General features: G+C 74.1%; 17 protein-coding genes. 5 read left to right on the forward strand and 12 right to left on the reverse strand.

Annotated features, from left to right (window positions below):
* Positions 1 to 3 precede the first annotated feature (3 nt).
* Positions 4 to 1,575 (reverse strand): glutamine-hydrolyzing GMP synthase, encoded by a 1,572-nt coding sequence (guaA, locus tag G339_RS0118330; RefSeq protein ID WP_026341564.1) that lies wholly within the window; start codon positions 1,573 to 1,575, stop codon positions 4 to 6.
* A gap of 255 nt (positions 1,576 to 1,830) precedes the next feature.
* Between guaA and G339_RS0118335 the strand changes: the two genes are divergently transcribed.
* The gene (locus G339_RS0118335) at positions 1,831 to 2,895 is read left to right on the forward strand and encodes a zinc metalloprotease (RefSeq protein WP_019632540.1); all 1,065 of its coding nucleotides are present in this window, start codon (positions 1,831 to 1,833) and stop codon (positions 2,893 to 2,895) included.
* On the opposite strand, the gene G339_RS34310 is transcribed toward G339_RS0118335, so the two are convergent.
* From G339_RS34310 to G339_RS0118350, 3 genes are all read right to left on the reverse strand, one after another.
* Positions 2,880 to 3,314, reverse strand: coding sequence for a DNA alkylation repair protein (locus tag G339_RS34310; protein ID WP_276203772.1), 435 nt, complete (start codon positions 3,312 to 3,314; stop codon positions 2,880 to 2,882). The two genes, G339_RS0118335 and G339_RS34310, sit on opposite strands and share 16 nt — an antisense overlap.
* 127 nt (positions 3,315 to 3,441) lie before the next feature.
* Entirely contained in the window at positions 3,442 to 5,193 is a 1,752-nt protein-coding gene (locus G339_RS0118345; RefSeq protein ID WP_019632542.1) for a GMC oxidoreductase, read from the reverse strand.
* A 21-nt stretch (positions 5,194 to 5,214) separates the two neighbouring features.
* On the reverse strand, positions 5,215 to 6,795 hold the full coding sequence (locus G339_RS0118350) for a succinic semialdehyde dehydrogenase (RefSeq protein WP_051107882.1): 1,581 nt from the start codon (positions 6,793 to 6,795) through the stop codon (positions 5,215 to 5,217).
* A gap of 952 nt (positions 6,796 to 7,747) precedes the next feature.
* Between G339_RS0118350 and G339_RS0118355 the strand changes: the two genes are divergently transcribed.
* Positions 7,748 to 8,308 carry a TetR/AcrR family transcriptional regulator gene (locus G339_RS0118355; RefSeq protein ID WP_019632544.1) on the forward strand — a complete coding sequence of 187 codons (561 nt, stop codon included), beginning with the start codon at positions 7,748 to 7,750 and terminating at the stop codon, positions 8,306 to 8,308.
* A gap of 43 nt (positions 8,309 to 8,351) precedes the next feature.
* Here G339_RS0118355 and G339_RS0118360 read toward each other — a convergent pair whose 3' ends face one another.
* Positions 8,352 to 9,749 carry a phospholipase D-like domain-containing protein gene (locus G339_RS0118360; protein ID WP_019632545.1) on the reverse strand — a complete coding sequence of 466 codons (1,398 nt, stop codon included), beginning with the start codon at positions 9,747 to 9,749 and terminating at the stop codon, positions 8,352 to 8,354.
* 161 nt (positions 9,750 to 9,910) lie between these two features.
* Positions 9,911 to 11,572: a glycerol-3-phosphate dehydrogenase/oxidase gene (locus G339_RS0118365; RefSeq protein ID WP_051107888.1), complete on the reverse strand. Its 1,662-nt coding sequence runs from the start codon at positions 11,570 to 11,572 to the stop codon at positions 9,911 to 9,913.
* A gap of 244 nt (positions 11,573 to 11,816) precedes the next feature.
* On the opposite strand from G339_RS0118365, the gene G339_RS36175 reads away from it, so the two are divergent.
* On the forward strand, positions 11,817 to 13,763 hold the full coding sequence (locus G339_RS36175; protein ID WP_051107883.1) for a serine/threonine-protein kinase: 1,947 nt from the start codon (positions 11,817 to 11,819) through the stop codon (positions 13,761 to 13,763).
* A gap of 7 nt (positions 13,764 to 13,770) precedes the next feature.
* Here G339_RS36175 and G339_RS0118375 read toward each other — a convergent pair whose 3' ends face one another.
* Both G339_RS0118375 and guaB read right to left on the reverse strand, forming a co-directional pair.
* Positions 13,771 to 14,877 carry a GuaB3 family IMP dehydrogenase-related protein gene (locus G339_RS0118375; protein WP_019632547.1) on the reverse strand — a complete coding sequence of 369 codons (1,107 nt, stop codon included), beginning with the start codon at positions 14,875 to 14,877 and terminating at the stop codon, positions 13,771 to 13,773.
* Between the two features lie 119 nt (positions 14,878 to 14,996).
* The gene (gene guaB, locus G339_RS0118380) at positions 14,997 to 16,496 is read right to left on the reverse strand and encodes an IMP dehydrogenase (RefSeq protein WP_019632548.1); all 1,500 of its coding nucleotides are present in this window, start codon (positions 16,494 to 16,496) and stop codon (positions 14,997 to 14,999) included.
* Between the two features lie 364 nt (positions 16,497 to 16,860).
* On the opposite strand from guaB, the gene G339_RS0118385 reads away from it, so the two are divergent.
* Positions 16,861 to 17,250, forward strand: a complete 390-nt coding sequence (locus tag G339_RS0118385) for a DUF5319 domain-containing protein (protein WP_019632549.1) — start codon at positions 16,861 to 16,863, stop codon at positions 17,248 to 17,250.
* A gap of 8 nt (positions 17,251 to 17,258) precedes the next feature.
* Here the strand turns inward: G339_RS0118385 and G339_RS0118390 are convergent, their stop codons facing one another.
* The 4 genes from G339_RS0118390 to groES all read right to left on the reverse strand — a co-directional run bounded on the left by G339_RS0118390 (position 17,259) and on the right by groES (position 21,224).
* Positions 17,259 to 18,176 (reverse strand): hypothetical protein, encoded by a 918-nt coding sequence (locus G339_RS0118390; protein ID WP_033323495.1) that lies wholly within the window; start codon positions 18,174 to 18,176, stop codon positions 17,259 to 17,261.
* A 110-nt stretch (positions 18,177 to 18,286) separates the two neighbouring features.
* Positions 18,287 to 18,883 (reverse strand): sigma-70 family RNA polymerase sigma factor, encoded by a 597-nt coding sequence (locus G339_RS0118395; protein ID WP_019632550.1) that lies wholly within the window; start codon positions 18,881 to 18,883, stop codon positions 18,287 to 18,289.
* Positions 18,884 to 19,183: 300 nt separating this feature from the next.
* A complete protein-coding gene (gene groL / locus G339_RS0118400; RefSeq protein WP_019632551.1) occupies positions 19,184 to 20,812 on the reverse strand; it encodes a chaperonin GroEL in 1,629 nt (542 codons plus the stop codon).
* Between the two features lie 103 nt (positions 20,813 to 20,915).
* Positions 20,916 to 21,224 (reverse strand): co-chaperone GroES, encoded by a 309-nt coding sequence (gene groES, locus G339_RS0118405; RefSeq protein WP_019632552.1) that lies wholly within the window; start codon positions 21,222 to 21,224, stop codon positions 20,916 to 20,918.
* Between the two features lie 265 nt (positions 21,225 to 21,489).
* On the opposite strand from groES, the gene G339_RS0118410 reads away from it, so the two are divergent.
* Positions 21,490 to 22,722 (forward strand): THUMP-like domain-containing protein, encoded by a 1,233-nt coding sequence (locus tag G339_RS0118410; RefSeq protein WP_019632553.1) that lies wholly within the window; start codon positions 21,490 to 21,492, stop codon positions 22,720 to 22,722.
* The last annotated feature ends 421 nt before the right edge of the window (positions 22,723 to 23,143 follow it).

The raw sequence follows: 23,143 nt of genomic DNA on the forward strand, positions 1-23,143 counted from the left end.
CGGTCACTCCCACTCGATGGTGCCCGGGGGCTTGCTGGTGATGTCGACCGCGACGCGGTTGACCTCGCGGACCTCGTTGGTGATGCGGGTCGAGATCCGCTGGAGGACGTCGTAGGGCAGCCGCGCCCAGTCGGCGGTCATCGCGTCCTCGCTGGTCACCGGGCGCAGGACGATCGGGTGGCCGTAGGTGCGGCCGTCGCCCTGCACGCCGACCGACCGGACGTCGGCCAGGAGCACGACGGGGAACTGCCAGATGTCGCGGTCGAGTCCGGCGCGGGTCAGCTCCTCGCGGGCGATGGCGTCGGCGTCGCGCAGGATCTCCAGCCGCTCGCGGTCCACCGCGCCGATGATGCGGATGCCGAGGCCGGGGCCGGGGAACGGCTGGCGCCAGACGATCTCGGCGGGCAGCCCGAGCTGCTCGCCGAGGGCGCGGACCTCGTCCTTGAACAGGGTCCGCAGCGGCTCGACGAGCTGGAACTGCAGGTCCTCGGGGAGGCCGCCGACGTTGTGGTGCGACTTGATGTTCGCCGCGCCGGTGCCGCCGCCGGACTCCACGACGTCGGGGTAGAGCGTTCCCTGCACCAGGAACTCGACGGGCTCGGGCGCGTCCTCCCCCACGATCTCGCGGGCGGCCTGCTCGAACACCCGGATGAACTCGCGGCCGATGATCTTCCGCTTGGCCTCGGGGTCGGTGACGCCGTCGAGCGCGGCGAGGAACCGCTCCTGCGCGTCCACGACGTGCAGGTTCACGCCCGTCGCGGCGACGAAGTCCTTCTCGACCTGCTCGGCCTCGCCCTTGCGCAGCAGGCCGTGGTCGACGAACACGCAGGTGAGCTGGTCGCCGATGGCGCGCTGGACGAGCGCCGCCGCGACCGCCGAGTCCACGCCGCCCGACAGGCCGCAGATCGCCCGCTTGGTGCCGATCTGCTCGCGGACCGCGTCGATGGACTCCTCGACGATGTTCACCATCGTCCAGTTCGGGCGGCAGCCCGCGCCCTCGTACAGGAACCGGCGCAGCACCGCCATGCCGTGCTCGGTGTGCAGCACCTCCGGGTGGAACTGGACGCCGAACATGCGGCGGGCCACGTCCTCCATGCCGGCGACCGGCGTCACGTCCGTGCTCGCCGTGACCGTGAAGCCCCGCGGCGCGGCGCTGACGAAGTCGCGGTGGGACATCCACACGGCCTGCTCGCCGGGCGTGCCCTCGAACAGCAGCCCCGGCTCGGTGACGGCGATCGTCGCGCCGCCGTACTCAGCGACGTCGGAGTTGGCGACGGTGCCGCCGAGCGCCTGCGCCATCACCTGGTGCCCGTAGCAGATCCCGAGCGTGGGGACGCCGAGGTCGAACAGGCCCTCGGGCGCGGCAGGGGCGCCCTCCTCGTACACCGACGCCGGACCGCCCGACAGGATGATCGCCTTCGGCTTCTTGGCGAGCATCTCGGCGGCGGGCATCGTGCAGGGGACGATCTCGCTGAACACCTGGCACTCGCGGACGCGCCGCGCGATGAGCTGTGCGTACTGCGCGCCGAAGTCGACGACGAGCACGGTGTCAAAGGTCTGGTCTACGGCCACCAGGGCGCCTTTCGGACGGGCATGACGGGAATTCGGCGGATACCCCAGTGTACGGGGCCGCTGCCTGCGCGGACGCGCGCGCTCCCGCGCGCCGGGGCGGCCGGGGACACGCCGGACACGCGGCGGGACGCGCCGAATGCGGGCGTGCGGGGGTTCCGCTCTGATACCTGTTGACAACAGTCCGTGTCCGCAGAGTCCTCCGCCGCGCCCGCACCACGGCCCGGCGCGCCCGCATCCGCCGCCGCACCTAGGAGCCCAGTGAAGCCCCTCGCCGCCGTCGCCGCCCTGCTCGCCGCCGCCCTACCCGCCGCCGCGTCGGTTCCGGACGCCGCACAACCCGCCACGGCCCGCGGCCCCGCGCAGGCCGGGGCCGCGCCGAGCGCGCCGCGCGGGGCCGGGGACACGGCCACGGTTCGGGGCGCACGAAACGTTTCGCCCGCCGCCGCGTCGGGCGCGGCGCCCGGGCGTGCGCGCGTCGGGGCGCGGGGCGCGGAGGCGTGTGCCGGGGCGGCGGCGCGGGTGCGGGCCGGGACGCCCGCCGGCGTGGAGCGGAACGAGCTGACGCCCGCCGAGGCCGCCGCCGCGGACCGCGACCTCGCGGAGATCACGCGGCGGCTCGGCCTCGACGGCGACCGGTCGGGCGCGCGCGTCCGCGCGACGCTGACGATCCCGGTGTACTTCCACGTCCTGCACGACGGCGCGCGCGGCAACGTCCCGACCGCGCAGATCAAGCGGCAGATCGCCACGATGAACGCCGCGTACGGGGGCCGCAAGGGCGGCGCGGACACCGGCGTCCGGTTCGCGCTGAAGAAGATCAGCAGGTCCGACAACGGCAACTGGTACGCGCAGCCGGAGGACTACGAGAAGGTCTACAAGCCCAAGCTGCGCATCGGCGGCGCGGGGACGCTCAACCTCTACACGGCCAAGACCGGCTCGGACCTGCTCGGCTTCTCGACGTTCCCCTGGAAGTACGCGGGCGCGCCGAAGCTCGACGGCGTCCTGGTGGACGTCGGCACGCTCCCCGGCGGCGACCTCGCGCCGTACAACCTCGGGTACAGCGCCGTCCACGAGACCGGGCACTGGCTGGGGCTGTTCCACACCTTCCAGGACGGCTGCGGCGGGAAGGGCGACCGGGTCGCGGACACGCCGCCGGAGGAGGAGGCGACGCACGGCTGCCCCGCCGACAAGGACACCTGCCCCGCCGACGGCCACGACCCCGTCCACAACTTCATGGACTACGCCGACGACGCCTGCATGCACGAGTTCACCGCCGGGCAGGGCGCGCGGATCAGGAAGGCGTGGGCGGCCTACCGCGCCCGGTAGGCGGCGCGGAGCCGCGCGGCGTCGTCCTCCGGCAGGTACTTGACGGCCTCGCGCAGCGTCACGCCGGACATCTCGGCCAGGTGCGCGCCGGTCCAGGCCGCCACCTGGGCGGAATCGCGCTTGGCCAGTTCGCGCAGCACCCAGCCGAGCGCCTTGCGGACGAAGAACTCGCGTTCGGCGACCAGCGCCGCGCCGTACCGTTCGAGGCGGGCCGTGTCGGGGCGGCCCGCCCGGATGCCGGGGAGCAGCGCGAGCAGCGACGTCCGGCGAATCCACAGGCAGGGATCGCCGACCCACGCGTCCAGCGTCCGCGCCGTCTCGGGGAACGCCAGGAGGAGCCCGCCGACGATCTTGTCGGCGAGCCCGTCCACGTCCACCCAGGACGGCGAGTCGCGAATCATGCCTTCGACGAACGGCAGGTCGGCCGGGGGTGAGGTCCCCGACGCGGGCGGTCGCGAGCCGGATCGGCGAAGGTCTCCAGTTCGGCGACGATCGCCGCGACGGCGTGCATGGGGGCCACCGTAGTCACGGCGGCCCCCCGCACCGTCAGGAGATGCCGACGATCGGCAGCCGCAGCGCCGCCGGGGCGTCCGCCGGGACCACCGGGTTCTTCGGCGCGACCGCCGCGAGCCGCCGGTAGTCCGCGCCGAGCGCGGGACGCTCGTCCGCCTCGCCCTTGTTCGGCCACAGCGACATCGCCCGCTCCGCCTGCGCGGTGATCGTCAGCGACGGGTTGACGCCGAGGTTCGCCGACACCGCCGACCCGTCCACGACGTGCAGCCCCTCGTGCCCGTACACGCGGTGGTACGGGTCGATGACGCCGTTCTCCGCCGAGTCGCCGATCGGGCAGCCGCCGAGGAAGTGCGCGGTCAGCGGGATGTCGAACAGGTCGCCCCAGCCGCCGCCGGCCATGCCGCCGGTGACGTCCGCGAGCATCTCGGCCGCGCGGTGGCCCTCGGGAATCCACGTCGGGTTCGGCTCGCCGTGGCCCTCGCGCGCGCGGACGTCCCAGCCGAACGGGCCGCGCTTGGGCTTGAGGGTGATCGAGTTGTCGCGGCTCTGCATGACGAGCGCGATGACGGTCCGCTCCGACCACGTCCGCACGTCGAAGAGCTGGACGAGGTCGGCGGGGCGCCGCGCGACCTCGCCCAGGAACTTCGCCCAGCGCGGCCGGTGCTTCTCACCGGGCCGGTCGCCGTCCACCAGCAGCGTCTGGAGCAGCGCCATGAGGTTCGAGCCCTTGCCGTACCGGACGGGCTCGATGTGCGTGTCCGGCGTCGGGTGGAACGAGGACGTGATCGCGACGCCGCGCGAGTAGTCCGGCCCGGGGACGCCGTTGCGGCGGCCCGCGCCGAGGATCGCCTCGGAGTTCGTGCGCGTCAGCTCGCCGAGGCGCGCCGACAGCCTCGGCAGCCGCCCGGTGCTCCGCAGCTTGTGCAGCAGCTTCTGAGTCCCGTACGTTCCGGCCGCGAACACGACCTGGTCGGTGGTGAAGCTCTTGCGGTTGCGGCCGAACGAGCCGGTGCGGACGATGTCGACCCGGTACCCGCCCCCGTCCAGCGGCGTCACCGCCGTGACGCGGCTCAGCGGCATGATGCGCGCGCCGGCCTTCTCCGCGAGGTACAGGTAGTTCTCGGTCAGCATGTTCTTCGCGCCGTGGCGGCAGCCGACCATGCACTCGCCGCACTCGGTGCAGCCCTTGCGGCGCGGCCCGACGCCGCCGAAGTACGGGTCGTCGCTCTCGACGCCCGGCCCGTCGCCGAAGTGGACGCCGACGGGCGTCCGCACGAACGTGTCGGCCTTGCCCATCCGCTCGGCGACGGTCCGCATCGCGACGTCCGCGTCGGTGATCGTCGGGTTCTGGACGACGCCGAGCATCCGCCGCGCCTGGTCGTAGTACGGCGCCAGCTCCGCCTTCCAGTCGGTGATGTGCGCCCACTGCCGGTCGTTGAAGAACGGGTCCGGCGGCACGTACAGCGTGTTGGCGTAGTTCAGCGACCCGCCGCCGACGCCCGCGCCCGCCAGCACCATGACCCGGCTGGTCTTCGCGCCCCGGATCAGATGGATGCGCTGCATGCCGGTCAGGCCGAGCGCGGGCGCCCACACGTACCGCGCGACGCGCCAGTTCGTCTTCGGCATCTCGGGGTAGCGCGCGCCGGGGCCGCCGCCGGGGTTGGTGTCGAAGCGGCGGCCCGCCTCGATCACGCCGACCTTGTAGCCCTTCTCCGTCAGCCGCAGCGCGGACACGCTGCCGCCGAACCCCGATCCGATGACCAGGACGTCGTAATCGTGTGCCATGTTTCCTTGTCCCAGCCCGTCCTACTTGATGTGCAGCTTCTTCATGATCCTGATGCCGCGCGCCATGAACGCGGCGAAGGAGTCGTAGGACATCGAGCCGGGCGGCTCCAGGTCCATGAAGTGCTGGCTGGCGACGGTCTGCACCTCGGTGAACTTCAGCAGGCCCTCCGCGCCGTGGCGGCGGCCGACGCCGGACTGCTTGAACCCGCCCATCGGCGCGTCGTAGGACGCGTAGGCCGCGCCGTAGCCGTCGTTGATGTTGACGGTCCCGGCCTGGAGGCGGGCGGCGAGGCGGCGGCCGCGCGCGACGTTCGTCGTCCACACCGAGGCGTTGAGGCCGTACTCGGTGTCGTTGGCGAGCGCGACGACCTCGTCCTCGTCGCGGAACTTGTAGACGGCGACGACGGGCCCGAACGTCTCGTTCGCGCACAGGTCCATGCTGCCGCTGACGTCCGCGAGGACGGTCGGCTCGTAGAACAGCGGGCCGACGTCCGGCCGGGCCTTGCCGCCGGCCAGGACGGTCGCGCCCTCCTTGACGGCCTGCTCGACGTGCGCGGTCACCGCGTCGAGCTGGCGCCTGGACGTCAGCGAGCCCATGTCGGCGGTGAAGTCGAGCCCGGTGCCGAGCTGCATCTTCCCGGCCAGCTCGGCGAAGCGCGGCACGAAGCGGTCGTAGATGTCCTCGTGGACGTACATCCGCTCGATCGAGATGCAGAGCTGGCCCGCGTTGGTGAAGCAGGCGCGCAGCGCGCCCTTGGCGGAGCGCTCGACGTCGGCGTCCGGCAGGACGATCATCGGGTTCTTGCCGCCGAGCTCCAGCGAGTAGTTGATCAGCCGGGGGGCGACCTTGGCGGCGATGGCCTTCCCGCCGCGCGTCGAGCCGGTGAACGAGACGTAGTCGGCGTTGTCGATCAGCGGGTCGCCGACGACGGACGGCTCGCCGAGGACGATCTGCCACAGGTCGCGCGGCAGGCCGAGGTCGACGAGCAGGTCCAGCACCCACAGGCTGGACAGGCACGTCTGGGTGTCGGGCTTGTGGACGACGGCGTTGCCCGCCATGAGCGCGGGGGCGATGTCGCTCGCGCCGAGCGCGAACGGGTAGTTCCACGGGGAGATCAGGCCGACGACGCCCTTGGGGTGCCGCAGCTCGCGGACGCGCGTGAGGCCGGGCATCATGCCCTGGCGGCGGCGCGGGCGCATCAGCTTGCCGACCCGGCGCGCGTAGTACAGCGAGCACAGGGCGACGTCGAGGAACTCTTCGAGCGCGTGGCGGCGCGCCTTGCCGGTTTCGAGCTGGATGACGTCCAGGATCTCGTCGCGGCGGGCGACCAGCGCGTCGGGCAGGCGCAGGAACGGCTTGGCGCGCTCGGCGGGGGACAGCGCGGCCCAGGACCGCTGGGCCTCGCGCGCCCGCGCGTACGCGGCGACGACGTCGTCCGCGCTGGAGACGGGCAGGGTGGCCAGGGGTTCACCGGTGAAGGGGGTGGGGATGGTCACGGTCTCGGCGCCGCCGGAGGCGACCCGCGAGGCCAGCCGCTCGACGACGTTCTGGGGGAGCCTGTGCTCTGTCACGCCTTTGGCGGGGACCGTCGAAGATGCCATGAAAGCAGGGTATGACCAGGTGCCCACTGCTCGCTACCCACAGGTAACGAGTTACTTTCCGTCCGTTCTCCGACTCTCTCCGTGCCGACAGTCCCCTCCGCTGGACTTTCCCATTACGGAACGTTCCACCTTGACCGGGTTGGGCAACCCACCGCTTGACCGACCCGTCAGGGTGTATCCCAAGATGCGGAGCTGAACGAGGCGCCCGCCGCGCCGCCCGCCGGACGCCTCCGCCGCGCCCGTCCGGCCGGGGCCGGTCCGGCGGCCGCCCGCGACGGAGGGGGACGCACACATGACCGACGCCCACGACGACCCGGCGCGGCCCGGCACACCCGACCCGGACCCCACCCCGAAACGCGGCCCGGCCCACCCCACCGGCCCCGCGGGCTCTACCGGCCCTGCGGGGCGGCCGGGCGCGCGCCCCGCGCCCGCCGGCGGGCAGGCCGGACGGACCGGCGGCCGAAGTGGGCAGGCGGGGAACGCCGGTGGGCAGGCCGGCGGCCGCGTCGCCGGACGGGCAGGGCAGGTTGACGGGCTGACCGGGCAAGGCGACGGGCGAACCGAGTGCGGGGGCGAGCAGGCTCAGCGGGGCGAGCGCGCGGGCGGGCAGAGTGAGCGCGCTGGCGGGCAGGCTGGGCAGGCCGGCGGGCGAACCGAGCGCGCAGGCAAGCATGCCCGGCGGGGCGAGCGCGCGGGCGAGCAGGCCGGGCGCGCGGGCGAGCAGGCCGGGCAGGCCGGGCGCACGGACGGGCCGGACGGGCCGGGCGGGCGCGCTGGCGGGCCGGGCGGGCGCGCTGGCGGGCCGGCCGGGCGCGCAGGCGAGCAGGGCGGGCGCGCAGGCGAGCAGGGCGGGCGCGCGGGTGGGCCGGCCGGGCGCGCTGGCGGGCCGGGCGGGCGCGCTGGCGCGCCGGGCGGGCGGACGGGGCGGGCGGGCGGACGGGGCGGACGGGGGATGGATGTCCGGCGGGAGCGGCGGGAGCGGACGCGGGCGGCGCTGCTCACCGCCGCGCGGCGGCTGTGGGCCGAGCGCGGCATCCACGGCGCGTCCCTAGACGACATCGCCGCGGCGGCCGGACTCACCAAGGGCGCGGTGTACTCCAACTTCACCGGCAAGACCGATCTCGTCCTCGCCCTGATGGAACGCTGCACGGCCGACCAGGCGGGTCCGCTCGCGGGCGGCCCGCAACCCGCGCGCGCCGCGGACGGCACCGCCGACGACGACCGCGTCCCCGCGATGCTGCTCGTGGAGTTCTGGCTGTACGGGATGCGCGACTACGCGGCGGGCTGGCGCGTCGCCGACTGGTGGGCCGAGCGCCGCGAGCGCCTGGCCGAAGGACTGGCCACCGAGGCCGGGGGCCACGGGGACGGAGACGACGCCGCCGCGACCCGCGCCGCCCTCGCGCTGGCCCTGGACATCGGCGTCTCGTTCCAGCACCTGCTGGACCCGGACCGCGTCCCGGCGAACCTGTACGCCGAGGGCCTCCGCCTCATGCTCGGCGACACGACCCCCTGACCACCCCCGCAGGGCCGCGCGCCACCGCGCGCGGTCCGCGGTGTCACTGCGCGTCGAGCAGCGGGATGTCGTCGGGGCCGCCGTCGGGCTGCTCGGTCGTCGGGGGCAGCGACGGGTCGGGCGCCGGGCGCTCGTCGGGCGGCGTGGCCTGCGCGCCGGCCCCGGAGCCGGGCACGTCGTTCTCGTCGTCGCCCGCGGTGTCGTCGGACACGATGGGCGGCGGCACGATCGTGCCGACCTCGAGAACGCCGCGCGCCTGCGCGTACACCTTCTCGAAGTTCGCGGCGTACGCGTTGTAGATCGCCGAGCCCTGCAGCGTCAGCATCGCCTCGTCGTTGTTGCGCAGCGCGTCGACCGTGTAGCTGTGGCTGCCCGTCAGGACGACGCTGGTCTTCTTGCCGCCGTAGATCCCGTCGATGAGCAGGTACTTGGAGTGCGCCGGGTGCGCGCTGCCGCCGGAGAAGTAGTGGACGGTCGGTCCGCCGTGGAGGCCGGGCACCTGCAGCGCCTTCGCGACGCTCTCGCCGATGCTGCCCGTCGCGATGCGGACGTCGCAGCCCGCCGCGTCCAGGGCCGACAGCTTCCGCGCGACGGCCGTCCGCGTGAACAGCCCGCTGGAGAGCCGGATCTTCGTCCCGCCGACGCAGCTCACACGGTTCAGCACGTCCACGATCGGGTCGCTGCCCGTCTTCGGGAAGAAGCTGACCGAGCGGGAGCCCGACGTGACCGTCCGCCAGTAGTTCGTGTTCGGCGTCTTCTTCGCCAGGTCGTAGAAGTACGAGCGGTAGGCGCCGTAGAGCTTCGCGTCCGTCATCGTGTACGCGTCGTTGAACTGGTTATACATGCCGCCGGTCGCGTTGCCGGACGTCTGCACGACCACGTTCTTCGAGTCGTAGGTCTTGGAGAACGCGTAGAACTTGTTGTGGTTCTTCGCCCACGTCTTGGACGACGCCCCGCGCGCGATGCAGCCCTCGTTTTTTGGGCACAGCGTGACCCACGACGACTTCGACGTGTTCGTGCCGAGCGCCTTCTTGAGCGTGGTGTACGTCTCGGGCTTCTTGCTGAGGGTGTCGGTGTCCAGGACGATCCGGACCTTCACCCCGCGCTGGTGGGCCTCGACGAGGTACCGCGCCATCGCGGTCGTCTGCAGCCGGAACAGCGCGACGTCGATCTCCGCGCCCTTCGGCGTGGCCCGGATCAGCTTCTTGATGTAGAGGTCCAGCTCCCCCGCCTGCTGGACGCCGCCGGTCGGCGTGTTGAACCGCGGCCCCTCCGCGACGTACGTCCGCGGCGTCTGCCACGGCGTCTGGGCCGGCTTGAGCCACTTCGGATTCGGCTTCGCCGCGAGCGCGGCCGACGCGCCGCCCGCGGCGGCGGTCTCCAGCGAAGCCACCGCGGCCGCGGTCAGCAGCCCTCCGACGACGAACGACAACGCACGCATGCGCGCCCTCACCCCATGAACAGTCAAGACCCCGTAAAGCCCCGCAGATTATCACCACGAGAGGCTTTGTTCATGATCTGTCACAGGTTGAGCAAAACCATCAACCACATCCGGACATGCCAGGAAAAACCGGCGGCACCACCGGTCACCAGCGGGTTCCGTCAGAGGGTGGGGACGATGTCCGGGGCGCCGCGGCGGTGCGCGTCCGCCTCCTGGTCGCCGTCCTGGGACTGCGAGGCGCGCTCGGCCTCGATCCGCTTGCGGTAGTACTCGATCTCGCGGTCCCGCTGCTCCTTGGACCAGCCGAGCACCGGCGCCACGAGGTCCGCCGCCTCCTCCGCGACGCCGACGCCGCGGTCCCACGTCTCGATCGAGATGCGCGTGCGCCGCGCCAGGACGTCGTTGAGGTGCCGCGCGCCCTCGTGCGACGCGGCGTAGACGATCTCGGCGCGCAGGTAGTCGTCCGCGCCGGTCAGCGGCTTGCCGAGGTCGGGCCGGTCCGCGATGAGGACGAGGAGGTCGTCCACGAGCGTCCCGTACCGGCCGAGCAGGTGCTCGATCCGCGCGACGTGCAGCCCGGAGCGCGCGGCGAGGCGGTGCCGGGCGTTCCACATCGCCTGGAAGCCCTCGCCGCCGACGAGCGCGACGCGGTCCGTGCAGGATTCGGCGACCTTGCCGTCCAGGCCGTGCGCGACGGCGTCGATCGCGTCCCGCGCCATGACCCGGTACGTCGTGTACTTGCCGCCCGCGACGAGCACGAGCCCCGGCACCGGGTGCGCGACGACGTGCTCGCGCGAGAGCTGGGACGTCTCGTCGCGCTCCCCGCGCAGCAGCGGCCGGAGCCCGGCGTAGACGCCCTCGACGTCGTCGTGCGTGAGCGGCGTGGTCAGCACCGAGTTGACGTGCTCCAGCACGTAGTCGATGTCGGCGCGGGACGCCGCCGGGTGCGCCAGGTCGAGGTCCCAGGCCGTGTCGGTCGTGCCGATGATCCAGTGCCGCCCCCACGGGATCACGAACAGCACGGACTTCTCCGTGCGCAGCAGAATCCCCGTCGCCGAGTGGATGCGGTCCTTCGGGACGACGAGGTGGATGCCCTTGGACGCCTTCACGTGGATCTGCCCGCGCCCGCCGACGAGTTCCTGGATCTCGTCCGTCCACACCCCGGTCGCGTTCACGACCTGCTGCGCGCGGACCTCGCTGACCGTGCCGCTCTCCAGGTCGCGCACGCGCAGCCCGGTGACGCGCTCGCCCTCGCGCAGGAACCCGACGCACTGCGTGCGGGACGCGATCTGCGCGCCGAACGCCGCCGCCGTCCGCAGCGCCGTCATGACGTAGCGCGCGTCGTCGACCTGCGCGTCCCAGAGCTGGATCGCGCCGGTGAACGAGTCCTTGCGCAGCGACGGCGCGAGCCGCAGCGCGCCGCGCCGGGAGAGGTGCCGGTGGTGCGGGACGCCGCGCGTGCTGCCCATCTGGAACGCCAGCGCGTCGTACAGCGCGACGCCCGCGCCGAAGTAGCCGCGCTCCCACACGCGGTGCGTCGTCGGCAGCAGGAACGGCACCGGCCGGACGAGGTGCGGCGCGATCCGCTGGAGCAGCAGCCCGCGCTCGGTCAGCGCCTCGCGCACCAGGTCGAAGTTGTACTGCTCCAGGTAGCGCAGCCCGCCGTGGATCAGCTTGGACGACCGCGACGACGTCCCCGACGCGAAGTCGCGCGCCTCCACGACCGCGACCGACAGGCCGCGCGTCGCCGCGTCCAGCGCGGCCCCCGCGCCGACGATGCCCGCGCCGACCACGACGACGTCGAACTCCTCGCCGCCGCCCATGCGGTCCAGCGCGGCCGCCCGCTCGGCCGGGCCGAGCCGCGAGCTGCCGAGGCCCGTCACCGGTGATCCCGTCACTGTTCCTCCCCGAGCGTCGCCTGCCCCGTTTCCTACCCAACAGTAAGGAGAGGTCCAACATCCCCTCGGGTGACGGCGTTCACGCACCCAGCCGCATGCGGACAATCCACCCCGCGCGACCGCGCGGGCACGCGATGATGTCAGCCCACCGGATTGCGGGAGGAACGGGATGGACGGCACGACGGCCTGGCGGGTCGCGGGATTCGAGGAGGTCCGCGAACTGGGCCGGGGCGCGCAGGGGCGCGTCGTGCTGGCCCGGCACGCCGAGAGCGGCACCCCGGTGGCGATCAAGTACCTGGACGGGACCGCCGACCTGGACCGGCTCCGCCGCGAGGCGCAGATGCTCGGCCGCGTCGACAGCCCGCACGTCACGCGGCTGTACCGGCTCGTGGAGGGCGAGCACGGCGCGGCGCTGGTCATGGAGGCCGTGAACGGGGCGTCGCTGAAGGCCGTCCTCGCCGAGCACGGCCGGCTGACGCCCGAGGCGGCGCTGACCGTCCTCAAAGGATCGCTGCTCGGGCTCGCCGCCGCGCACGAGGCCGGGGTCGTCCACCGCGACTACAAGCCCGCGAACGTCGTCGTGCCCGCCGACGGGCGCAGCAAGCTCATCGACTTCGGCATCGCGACGCCCGCCGGGGCGGCGTCCGGCGCGGGCACGCCGTTCTACATGGCGCCCGAGCAGTGGAACCGCGCCCCCGCGACGCCCGCGACGGACGTGTACGCCGCCGCCTGCGTCTTCTACGAGTGCGTGACCGGGCACCGGCCGTTCGAGGCGGACGGGCAGGCGGCGCTGATGGCGCTGCACGGCACCGCGCCCGTGCCGCTGGCGGACGTGCCCGAGCCGCTGCGGCCGCTGGTCGGACGCGGCATGGCCAAGGACGCGGCGTTGCGGCCGCCCGGCGCGGCGGCGTTCGCGGCCGAGCTGGACGACGTGGCGCGCCGCGCGTACGGCTCCGACTGGGAGCACCGGGGGCTGCGCGCGATGGCGACGGCCGTCGCGGCGCTCGCCGTGCTGTTCCCGCTGACCGCCGCGGGCCTCGCGGGCGCGGCCGGATTCGGCGCGGCGGGCGCGGCCGGTGCGGGCGCGGCCGGTGCAGGAGCCGCAGGCGCGGGAGCCGCAGGCGCAGGCGCCGCAGGCGCGGGAGCGGGCGCGGCAGGCGCAGGAGCAGGGGCGGCCGGCACGGGAGTTGCAGGCGCAGGCGCGGGCGCAGCAGGCGCGGGAGCCGGTACCGCCGGAGCCGGCGCGGCCGCGGGCGGCGCGGGCGCGGCCGGCGGTTCGGGCGCGGCGGGCGCGGGCCTGTTCCAGGCGGGCGCCGTCAAGGTCGCGGTAGCGGTCGTCGGCGCGGCGGCCGTCGCGGGCGGCGGCGTCGCCGCCTACCAGGCCACCCGCTCGGACTCCGCGCCGCCGCGCATCGCGCTGCAGAGCGCGACCCGCTCGCTGGTGGACGAGCAGACCGGCCTCGTCGTGGACAAGGCGCAGTACGTGACCGTCAGCGGCCTCAAGGACCCGGCGATCCAGCGCCGCGTCAACGACGCCCTGCGCCGCCCGATCGACGACGCGATCACGCGCTACCGCGAGCACGCCGCCCAGCAGGGCCCGGCCTTCATCGCCCAGCAGCGCAGCGCGCCCGTCGGCTCGCCGTCGCGCCTGACGCTGCACGTGAAGACCGAGGTCGGCCTAGCCGGCCCCCGGCTGCTCTCGGTCGGCCAGCAGGTGGACAACCCGGTGAACGCGGGCGGCGGCCGGGACCCCGAGATGGTCGTCGTCACGATCGACCTGACCACCGGGAAGTCCCTGGCCGCCACCGACATCATGCGCCCGGACGCGCTGACCCCGGCGGGCCTCACCCGCCTGTCCCCGCTCGTCCCGACGATCGCCCACAACAAGTACGCGCCGCAGGACCCGGAGTACTGCCGCCCGTCGCTCGTCCACGACTACGTGCGCGCCACCGAGTCCGCGCGCAGGGCGCTGCCGGTGCTGCTGACGCGCACGGGCGCGCGGTTCGGGTTCGCGTCGTGGTCGGAGTGCGCGTACGGCGGCTGGAGCGCCGCGGTCCCCTACGCGAAGATCGCGGAGTTCGTCCAGCCGTCCGTCGTCGACCTGGCGCGCGCGTGACCCGCCGTCAGCCGCCCGGGGCGACGACGACCTGCACGCGCTGGAACTCCTTCAGCTCCGTGTAGCCGGACGTCGCCATCGCGCGCCGCAGCGACCCGATCAGGTTCATCGACCCGTCCGCGACCCGCGACGGCCCGTACAGGATCTGCTCCATCGTCCCGATCGTGCCCAGCGCCAGCCGGGTGCCGCGCGGCACGTCCGGGTGGTGCGCCTCGCTGCCCCAGTGGTAGCCCTGGCCGGGCGCCTCGGTGGACCGCGCGAACGGCGAGCCGACCATCACCGCGTCCGACCCGCACGCGAACGCCTTGGCGATGTCGCCGCTGTTGGTCATGCCGCCGTCCGCGATGACGTGGACGTACCGGCCGCCGGACTCGTCCATGTAGTCGCGGCGCGCGGCGGCGACGTCCGCGACGGCCGTCGCCATCGGCACCGCGACGCCGAGGACGGTCCGCGTGGTGTGCCCCGACCCGCCGCCGAACCCGACGAGCACGCCCGCCGCGCCGGTGCGCATCAGGTGCAGCGCCGCCGTGTACGTCGAGCAGCCGCCGACGATCACCGGGACGTCGAGGTCGTAGATGAACTGCTTGAGGTTCAGCGGCTCCGCGCGCGACGACACGTGCTCGGCGGACACCGTCGTCCCCCGGATGACGAAGATGTCCGCCCCGGCGTCGATGACGGCCTTGTGGAACTGCGCGGTCCGCTGCGGCGACAGCGCCGCCGCGACCGTCACGCCCGCCGACCGGATCTCCTCGATGCGCCGCCCGATCAGCTCCTCGCGGATCGGGGAGGCGTAGATCTCCTGGAGCCGCCGCGTGGCGCGGTCGTCGTCCAGCGAGGCGATCTCCGCGAGCAGCGGCTCGGGGTCCTCGTACCGCGTCCACAGCCCTTCGAGGTCGAGGACGGCGAGCCCGCCGTGCCGCCCGACCGCGATGGCCGTCGCCGGGCTGACGACGCTGTCCATCGGCGCGACGACCAGCGGCATCTCGAACCGGTAGGCGTCGATCTGCCAGGCGACGCTGACCTCCTCGGGGTCGCGCGTGCGGCGCGACGGCACGATGCCGATGTCGTCGAACGCGTACGCCCGGCGCCCGCTCTTGCCGCGCCCGATCTCCACCTCAGCAGCCACTGCCCTGTTTCCCTCTCCCGCGTCGTGCAGGTCCGGCGGGAGTCATTCCCGCTCGAAAGCCCGTTCAGTGCCTTGGAACCGCAAGGCCCCGCGCAGCTTACGTCAGGTCAGCGGCCCTGGTAGTTGGGGGCCTCGACCGTCATCTGGATGTCGTGGGGGTGGCTCTCCTTGAGGCCCGCCGAGGTGATCTGCATGAGCTGGCCGCGCTGCTGGAGTTCGGGGATCGTGCGGGTGCCCGCGTACCACATCGACTGGTGGAGGCCGCCGACGAGCTGGTGCGCGACGTTGGACAGCGGGCCGCGGTAGGGCACCTGCCCCTCGACGCCCTCGGGGATCAGCTTCTCCTCGGCGTCCACCCCGGCCTGCGCGTAGCGGTCCTTGGAGTAGGACGAGCCGCCGCGCTCCCGGTTGCGCATCGCGCCGAGCGAGCCCATGCCGCGGTACGACTTGTACTGCTTGCCGTGGACGAAGATCAGCTCGCCGGGCGACTCCTCGACGCCCGCGAGCAGGCTGCCCAGCATGACGGTCTCCGCGCCCGCGACGATGGCCTTGGCGATGTCGCCGGAGTACTGCAGCCCGCCGTCGCCGATCACCGGGACGCCGCCCTCGCGGGCCGCCCGCGACGCCTCCATGATCGCGGTGATCTGCGGGACGCCGACGCCCGCGACGACGCGCGTGGTGCAGATCGAGCCGGGCCCGACGCCGACCTTCACCGCGTCCGCGCCCGCCTCGACCAGCGCCTTCGCGCCCGCGTACGTCGCGACGTTGCCGCCGACGACCTGCACGCGCGCGTTCGCCTTGATCGCGGCGATCGTGTCGGCGACGCCCTTGGAGTGGCCCTGCGCGACGTCCACGATGACGACGTCGGTGCCCGCCTCGATGAGCGCGTCCGCGCGCCGCAGCGCGTCCTCGCCGACGCCCACGGCCGCCGCGACGAGCAGCCGCCCGTCGGCGTCCTTGGTGGACAGCGGGTACTGCTCGCTCTTGGTGAAGTCCTTGACGGTGATCAGCCCGCGCAGCCGCCCCTCGGCGTCCACCAGCGGCAGCTTCTCGACCTTGTGCCCGGCCAGCAGCCGGAACGCGTCGTCGCGGGAGACGTCCACCGGCGCGGTGATCAGCGGCATCGGCGTCATGACCTCGCGCACCGGGCGGGCCAGGTCGGTCTCGAAGCGCATGTCGCGGTTGGTGACGATGCCGACGAGCACGCCGCGCACGTCCGTGACCGGGACGCCGGAGATGCGGTAGCGCGCGCACAGTTCCTCGACGTCGGCGAGGGTCGCGTCCGGCAGGCACGTCACCGGGTTGGTGATCATCCCGGCCTCGGACCGCTTCACGCGGTCGGCGTGCGCGGCCTGCTCCTCGATCGACATGTTGCGGTGCAGGACGCCGATGCCGCCCTGGCGGGCCATCGCGACGGCGGTGCGGGCCTCGGTGACGGTGTCCATCGCCGCGGACACCAGCGGGATGCGCAGCTCGACCTCGCGCGTGAGCCGCGTCGTGGTGTCGGCCTCGCCGGGCTGCAGGTCGGAGTAGCCCGGAAGCAGCAGGACGTCGTCGAACGTCAGACCCGGCGGCAGGATCTTCGTGGGCTCGGCTGCGGGGTTCATGGGCGACCTTCCCGTAGGTGGCGGTGGGCGGGTACGGCGGCGGACGGCGCGCGGGGCGGCTGCGGGCGGCGCCGGGCACCGCCGGGATCGGCTGCATCGCGCCAGGTCACGGCGGCCTACCTCACATCGTAGGACGTTCCCGGCGGCGCGGCCCCCGGTTCGGCGCGGCCCCCGAGTGGCCTTGGCGACACCGGCGGGGCCGCTTCCGGGGGTTGGTCGAGGCCAACGCGCCGCGGCCCGCCCGCATTCCCGCGCGCGGACGGCCTGCCCCGGCCACGCGCGATCGTCGGGGACGGGGAATGTTCGCGTCCGGAAACGCTCCGGGGGTGGCGACGGCCGGGGCGGGTCGGGTTAGCGTGGGACTGTGCATGACGACGCTCCGCCCGACCCGTTCGCGGGAGACCCGGAGGACCCGGCCGCCTCGCTCGGCGACCCCGGCGACGACGCCTCCCCGCTCAGCCTGACCGAGCGGGAGGACGTCCTGGCCGACCTCGCCGACCTGGAGGTCTTCCGCGCGCTGCTCGAACCGCTCGGCGTCCGGGGCCTCACCGTCGACTGCGGCGACTGCGGCCGCACGCACTACATCGACTGGGAGCTCCTGCACGGCAACCTGCGGCACCTGCTCGACGAGGGGCTGCCGCGCGTCCACGAACCCGCCCTGTCCCCGGACCCGGTGGACTACGTGAGCTGGGAGTACGCGCGCGGCTACGTCGACGGCGTCATCGACAGCGAGGAGGGGCGCGACACGCCCTGACCCGCGGGTCAGAAGCCGGGCAGCCCGAGCCCCCGCTCGACCTGCCGGCGGATGTCGTCGACCGTCCCGATCGGGTCGCGGACGATCGGCGGCGGCTGGACCTTCTGGCGGCGCTTGCGGGACGAGCCGCCGCCGGGGTTCAGCAGGTCGTTCAGCCCGTCGCGGATGCCGCCGATCGGGTCCTGCGCGGACCGGCGCCCGCTCGGGCGGCCGTCGTTCGGCGCGCGGCGCGGCGGCCGGGTCGTCTCCGGCGGCACCCCGAGCTTGATCACGCCGACGGACGTGTCGTCCGACGCGCGCGGGTCCCCGGCGGACGGCGGCGCGCCGCCCGCGATGATCGGCAAGAGCGAGCGGCAGGCGTCCAGCCCGCCGTGCGCGGCGGCGGCCGCGACGCCGGTGCTGGCCAGCATCCCGGCCGCGACGCCGAGCGCCACGATCGTGCTGGGGCCGCCGCGCCGCCGGCCGCGCCGGGGCGCGGGCGGGTCCACGACGGCGGGGTCGCGGGCGGGCTCGGCGGGCTCGGCGTCGGCGGGCGCGCCGGAGTCGGGGTCCGCGCCGCGGGCGGCGCCGAACGCGCGCGAGCCCTCGCCGGGCGCGCGGGACGGCCCGGCGGCCGCGGCGGCCGGATCGACGGCGGCCGGGTCGACGGCGGGGCGCGCGTCGGCGGGCCGCGGCGCGAAGCGCGGGCGCGCGGGCGAGACATCGGGCGCCGCGACGCCGAAGGGCGGCGTCGCGTCCGGGACGGCGTGCAGCGGCGGCTGCTCGTCCACGTCGGCGATGAGCGCGCCCAGCATCCGCACGGCGGGGTCGTTCAGCGTCTCCGCGCCGAACCCCTCAGAGTCGGCAGCGCGCCGTCCCCCGAGGGCGTCGAGCAGCGCGTCCGTGCGCGCCAGTTCCCCCGCCGCCACGCCCGGCAGCTTGATCACCGTGCCGCCCGCGCCGGTCGCTCGGGCACGGCGGCCGGCCGGCACGCCCAGGATTCCGGCCGCGGAACTCGAAGGCTCGGGCGGATCCGGGGCGCCAGGGCTCCGTCCCGTCAAGCGATCGACTCCTCTCTGGCCATCGCCCGCAGCCGGGCCAGGGCCCGATGCTGCGCCACCCGTACCGCTCCCGCGGACATGCCCAGCACATTACCGGTCTCCTCCGCCGACAATCCGGCGACCACGCGCAGCAGCACCAGCTCCCGCTGGTGCTCGGGGAGGCGCGTCAGCAGGTCCCGCGCGCGCTCCGCCTCGATGTAGCGGACCACCGTCTCCTCCGGGCCCGGCCGGTCGTCGGGGCCGTCGGGGAGGTCGGCGGTGGGCACGGCCGCGCGGACGGCGCTGCGCATGGCGTCGGCGATCTTGTGCGCGGCGATGCCGAAGACGAACGACGCGAACGGCCGTCCCATGTCGCGGTAGCGGGGCAGCGCCGACAGGACGGCGATGCAGACCTCCTGGGCCACGTCGTCGGCGATGTGGTACTGGCCGGAGACGCGGCCGAGCCGCGCGCGGCAGTAGCGGACGACCATCGGCCGGACATGGCCGATCAGCGCCTCGACGGCCCCCGTGTCGCCCTCGACCGCGAGCCTGGTGAGGGCGCGCACGTCAGACTCGTCGGCGCGGTGCTCGGCGGCCGCGCGCAGCAGCCTCACCCGTGCCGCGCCCCGGGGTGGCGGAGGTGCGGGCCCCCCCGAGGGGTCGGTGGCGCTCGTGGACGTGGTCCCGGCGATGGATCCCTCGGTCACACGAAGCATGATGCCCAGACGCGCTGGGCCTGTCTCCCCGCCTTCCGGCAACGGAATGGTCACAGTGCGCTCAAAAACGCAGAAAAACCACGCTTCGCATTCGACGCGGCGCACACGGTGCGGAACGGACCGCCCGAAACGGGACGGGGCTCCCACCCGAAAAGGGGGAGCCCCGTCGAAAATCGGCCGGATGCGGTCAGTGCCGGATCAGTGGCCGTGGCCGTGGCCGTGCCCGTGGCCGCCCGCGGCGGCCTCGTCGGCCTCCTCCGGCTTCTCGACCACGAGCGCCTCGGTGGTCAGCAGCATCCCGGCGATCGACGCGGCGTTGGTGACCGCGGAGCGCGTCACCTTCACCGGGTCGATGACGCCCTGCGCCACCAGGTCGCCGTACTCGCCGGTCGCGGCGTTGTAGCCGTGGCCGTCCGGCAGCTCGCGGACCTTGGAGACCACGACGTAGCCCTCCTGACCCGCGTTCTCCGAGATCCAGCGCAGCGGCTCGACCAGCGCGCGGCGGACCGCCTCGGCGCCGGTGGCCTCGTCGCCGGCCAGGCCGAGCGCGTCGAAGTCCGCCGTCGCGACGTGGACCAGCGCGGAGCCGCCGCCGGAGACGATGCCCTCCTCGATGGCCGCGCGGGTCGCCGAGATGGCGTCCTCCAGGCGGTGCTTCTTCTCCTTCAGCTCCACCTCGGTGGCCGCGCCGACGCGCAGCACGCAGACGCCGCCGGACAGCTTGGCGAGCCGCTCCTGCAGCTTCTCGCGGTCCCAGTCGGAGTCGCTGTTCTCGATCTCGACCTTGATCTGCGCGACCCGGCCGGAGATGTCGTCGGCCGAACCGGCGCCGTCGACGATCGTCGTGGCGTCCTTGGTGACCGTGACGCGGCGGGCGCGGCCGAGGTCGTCCAGCCCGATCGAGTCGAGCTTGAGGCCGATCTGCTCGGACACGACCTGGCCGCCGGTCAGGACGGCCATGTCGCCGAGCATCGCCTTGCGGCGGTCGCCGAAGCCGGGCGCCTTGACGGCGACGGAGGTGAACGTGCCGCGGATCTTGTTCGCCACGAGCAGCGCCAGGGCCTCGCCCTCGACGTCCTCGGCGACGACCAGCAGCGGCTTCTTGGTCTGGGCGACCTTCTCCGCGACCGGCAGGAACTCCTGCACGTTGGAGACCTTGCCGTCGACGATGAGCACGTAGGCGTCCTCCAGGACGGCCTCCATGCGCTCGGCGTCGGTCACCATCTGCGGCGACAGGTAGCCCTTGTCGAACTGCAGGCCCTCGGTGAACTCCAGCTCGAGGCCCATCGTGTGGGCCTCCTCCACCGTGATGACGCCGTCCTTGCCGACCTTGTCGAACGCCTCGGCGATCAGCTCGCCGATCTTGGCGTCCTGCGCGGAGATCGTCGCGACGCCCGCGATCTCGCTCTTCTCGCCGACCTCGCGGGCCGACTTCAGGAGCTGGTCGGAGACGTACTGCGCGGCCGCGTCGATGCCGCGCTTGAGGCTCAGCGGCGACGCGCCCGCGGCGACGTTGCGCAGGCCCTCGCGGACCAGCGCCTGCGCCAGGACGGTCGCGGTGGTGGTGCCGTCGCCCGCGATGTCGTTGGTCTTGGTCGCGACCTCCTTGGCGAGCTGGGCCCCGAGGTTCTCGTACGGGTCCTCCAGCTCCACCTCGCGCGCGATGGTGACGCCGTCGTTGGTGATGGTCGGCGCGCCGAACTTCTTGTCGATGACGACGTTGCGGCCGCGCGGGCCGATCGTCACCTTGACGGCGTCGGCGAGGGCGTTGACGCCGCGCTCCAGCGCGCGCCGCGCGTCCTCGTCGAACTCAAGGATCTTCGCCATGAGGGAAACTCCGCCTCTCCGTGATCGGTGCCGTCACGCCAGCCGCCCCGGGCGCGCCCCTGGCGGGACGGGTCCGGGGCGGCGGCGCGTCACGGCTCGGTGACTACTTCTCGATGACCGCGAGGACGTCGCGGGCGGAGAGGACGAGGTACTCCTCGCCGTTGTACTTCACCTCGGTGCCGCCGTACTTGCTGTAAAGCACGACCTCGCCGACCTTCACGTCGACCGGGACGCGCTCGCCCTTGTCGTCGACCCGGCCCGGGCCGACGGCGATGACGGTGCCCTCCTGGGGCTTCTCCTTGGCCGTGTCGGGAATGACCAGGCCCGACGCGGTGGTGGTCTCGGCTTCGAGCGGCTGGACGACGATGCGGTCCTCGAGCGGCTTCAGAACAACCTTGGTGGCGGTCGTCACGATCTGACCTCCCCTTTGCTTTGTGGCAGCACGCGCTGCGACCTGTGACAGAGAGGCGACCACGGACCGGCCTGCCGTCGCGGGTGTCAGACCGACCTTGTCGCTGTGCTTGGCACTCTACCGTGGAGAGTGCCAGTCATGGACACTATGGGGTCGTCCCGGACCCGTCAACATGGACACGGGGGTACGGGACGGCCCGCCGCGCGGCGCGTCCGGGCCGGTCAGCGGTGCGCCGCGCCCGGCCCGTGCCGCTACCGTCCACTCTATGGACCTGCAGGGTTTCCGCGCCCTTCGCACCGCCGCCGGGGACGCCGCGCTCGCCGCCGCGGCTGACTCGGACCTGTCCGAGTCCGGCCTCCTCGCGACGGCCGCGCGGCTGCGCGCGCGCTTCCCCGCCGATCTCGCCGCCGCCGCGCTGACGCAGGCGCGGCTGCGCGAGCGGGCCCGCGCGAAGTTCGGCGCGGACGCGGCGCGGATGTTCTTCACCCCGGCCGGGTTGGAGCAGTCCACCCGCGCGCCGGTCGCGGCGCACCGCGCGCGGCGGTTCGCGGAACTGCCGGGGCGGGTGCTCGAACTCGGCTGCGGGATCGGCGCGGACCTGCTCGCGCGAGCCCGCGCGGGAACGCCCGGCACCGGCGTGGAGCGCGACGAGCTGACGGCCGAGGTCGCCCGAGCGAACCTGGACGCGTTCGGCGTCGCGGACCTCGCGGACGTCGTCACGGGTGACGCGACGCACGCGGACCCGGCCGGGTACGGCGCGGTGTTCGCCGACCCCGGCCGCCGGACCGCGCGCGGCCGTGTGTTCGACCCGCGCTCCTACGAGCCGCCGCTGGACGTCGTCCTGGAGCTCGCGGGCCGCGTCCCGGCCGCGTGCGTGAAGGTCGCGCCGGGGATTCCGCACGACGCCGTCCCGGCCGGGGCGGAGGCCGAGTGGATCTCGGTGGGCGGCGACGTGAAGGAGGCCGCGCTGTGGCTCGGCGCGCTCGCCGGGCCGGTCGCGCGCCGCGCGACGCTGCTGACCGGCGACGGGCCGGGCGCGACGCTCGTCCCCGATCCGGGGCTCGGCGAGCCGGAGATCCGGGACTTCGGGCGGTACCTGTACGAGCCGGACGGCGCGGTGATCCGCGCGGGGCTCGTCGCGGAGGTCGCGGCGCTGCTCGGCGGCGGGCTGGTCGATCCGCGCATCGCCTACATCGCCGCCGACGAGCCGCGCGGGACGCCGTTCGCGGCGGGCTACGAGGTCGAGGACGTCCTCCCGTTCTCCCTCAAGCGGCTCCGCGCCGAGCTGCGGCGGCGCGGCGTCGGCGCGCTGACGGTCAAGAAGCGCGGCTCGGCGGTGGACGTGGACCGGCTCCGCCGCGACCTCGGCTTCGCGCGCGGCGGCGCGAAGGGCGGCGCGGCGGCCACCGTCGTCCTCACCCGGGTCGGGGACGCGCCGTTCGCCCTCATCGCCCGGCCGCTCCCCCGCCCGGCCGCAGGACCCGCCCGGACGCCCTGACCCGCACCCATCAAGCCCAAAGATCTTCGTCGCCGGGGAGTACGCCAAGCCGGACCGGGCGACGCGCCATGCCCGCGCAAACAGTTCCCGCATTCCGGTATCGCGACCGCCAGAAATGGCGATCGACCGGCCGCGGCGCGGGCCGGGGGGAATTCAAAGCGAATTCCATGCACGGGCCACGGAATCGGCGGCGGAACGTTCCGCGCGGCACTCAGGGAACGGCCCGGACGAATTCCCTTTCCGGCGTGAACGGGACGGCCCGGCCGGGCCGCCGCCGCGCCGCGGGACCGCCCCGCCGACCGGCAACTGCCGATGTCGCCGGACATGGCGGGCGCGCGGCGCGGTCCACACCGCCGCGAGCGCGCCGAACCACCGGCGACCGCCGCGAACCGGAGCCGTCCCGATCCACCGCCGATGCGGC

The organism is Actinomadura atramentaria DSM 43919, assembly GCF_000381885.1.
GTDB classification, from domain to species: domain Bacteria; phylum Actinomycetota; class Actinomycetes; order Streptosporangiales; family Streptosporangiaceae; genus Spirillospora; species Spirillospora atramentaria.

Coding starts and splice junctions, on each gene's coding strand:
- G339_RS0118360 (WP_019632545.1), bottom strand. CDS start 9,749: ATGCGTGCGTTGTCGTTCGTCGTCGGAGGGCTGCTGACCGCGGCCGCG.
- G339_RS0118365 (WP_051107888.1), bottom strand. CDS start 11,572: ATGGGCGGCGGCGAGGAGTTCGACGTCGTCGTGGTCGGCGCGGGCATC.
- G339_RS36175 (WP_051107883.1), top strand. CDS start 11,817: ATGGACGGCACGACGGCCTGGCGGGTCGCGGGATTCGAGGAGGTCCGC.
- G339_RS0118345 (WP_019632542.1), bottom strand. CDS start 5,193: ATGGCACACGATTACGACGTCCTGGTCATCGGATCGGGGTTCGGCGGC.
- G339_RS0118350 (WP_051107882.1), bottom strand. CDS start 6,795: ATGGCATCTTCGACGGTCCCCGCCAAAGGCGTGACAGAGCACAGGCTC.
- G339_RS0118355 (WP_019632544.1), top strand. CDS start 7,748: ATGGATGTCCGGCGGGAGCGGCGGGAGCGGACGCGGGCGGCGCTGCTC.
- guaB (WP_019632548.1), bottom strand. CDS start 16,496: ATGAACCCCGCAGCCGAGCCCACGAAGATCCTGCCGCCGGGTCTGACG.
- G339_RS0118410 (WP_019632553.1), top strand. CDS start 21,490: ATGGACCTGCAGGGTTTCCGCGCCCTTCGCACCGCCGCCGGGGACGCC.
- groL (WP_019632551.1), bottom strand. CDS start 20,812: ATGGCGAAGATCCTTGAGTTCGACGAGGACGCGCGGCGCGCGCTGGAG.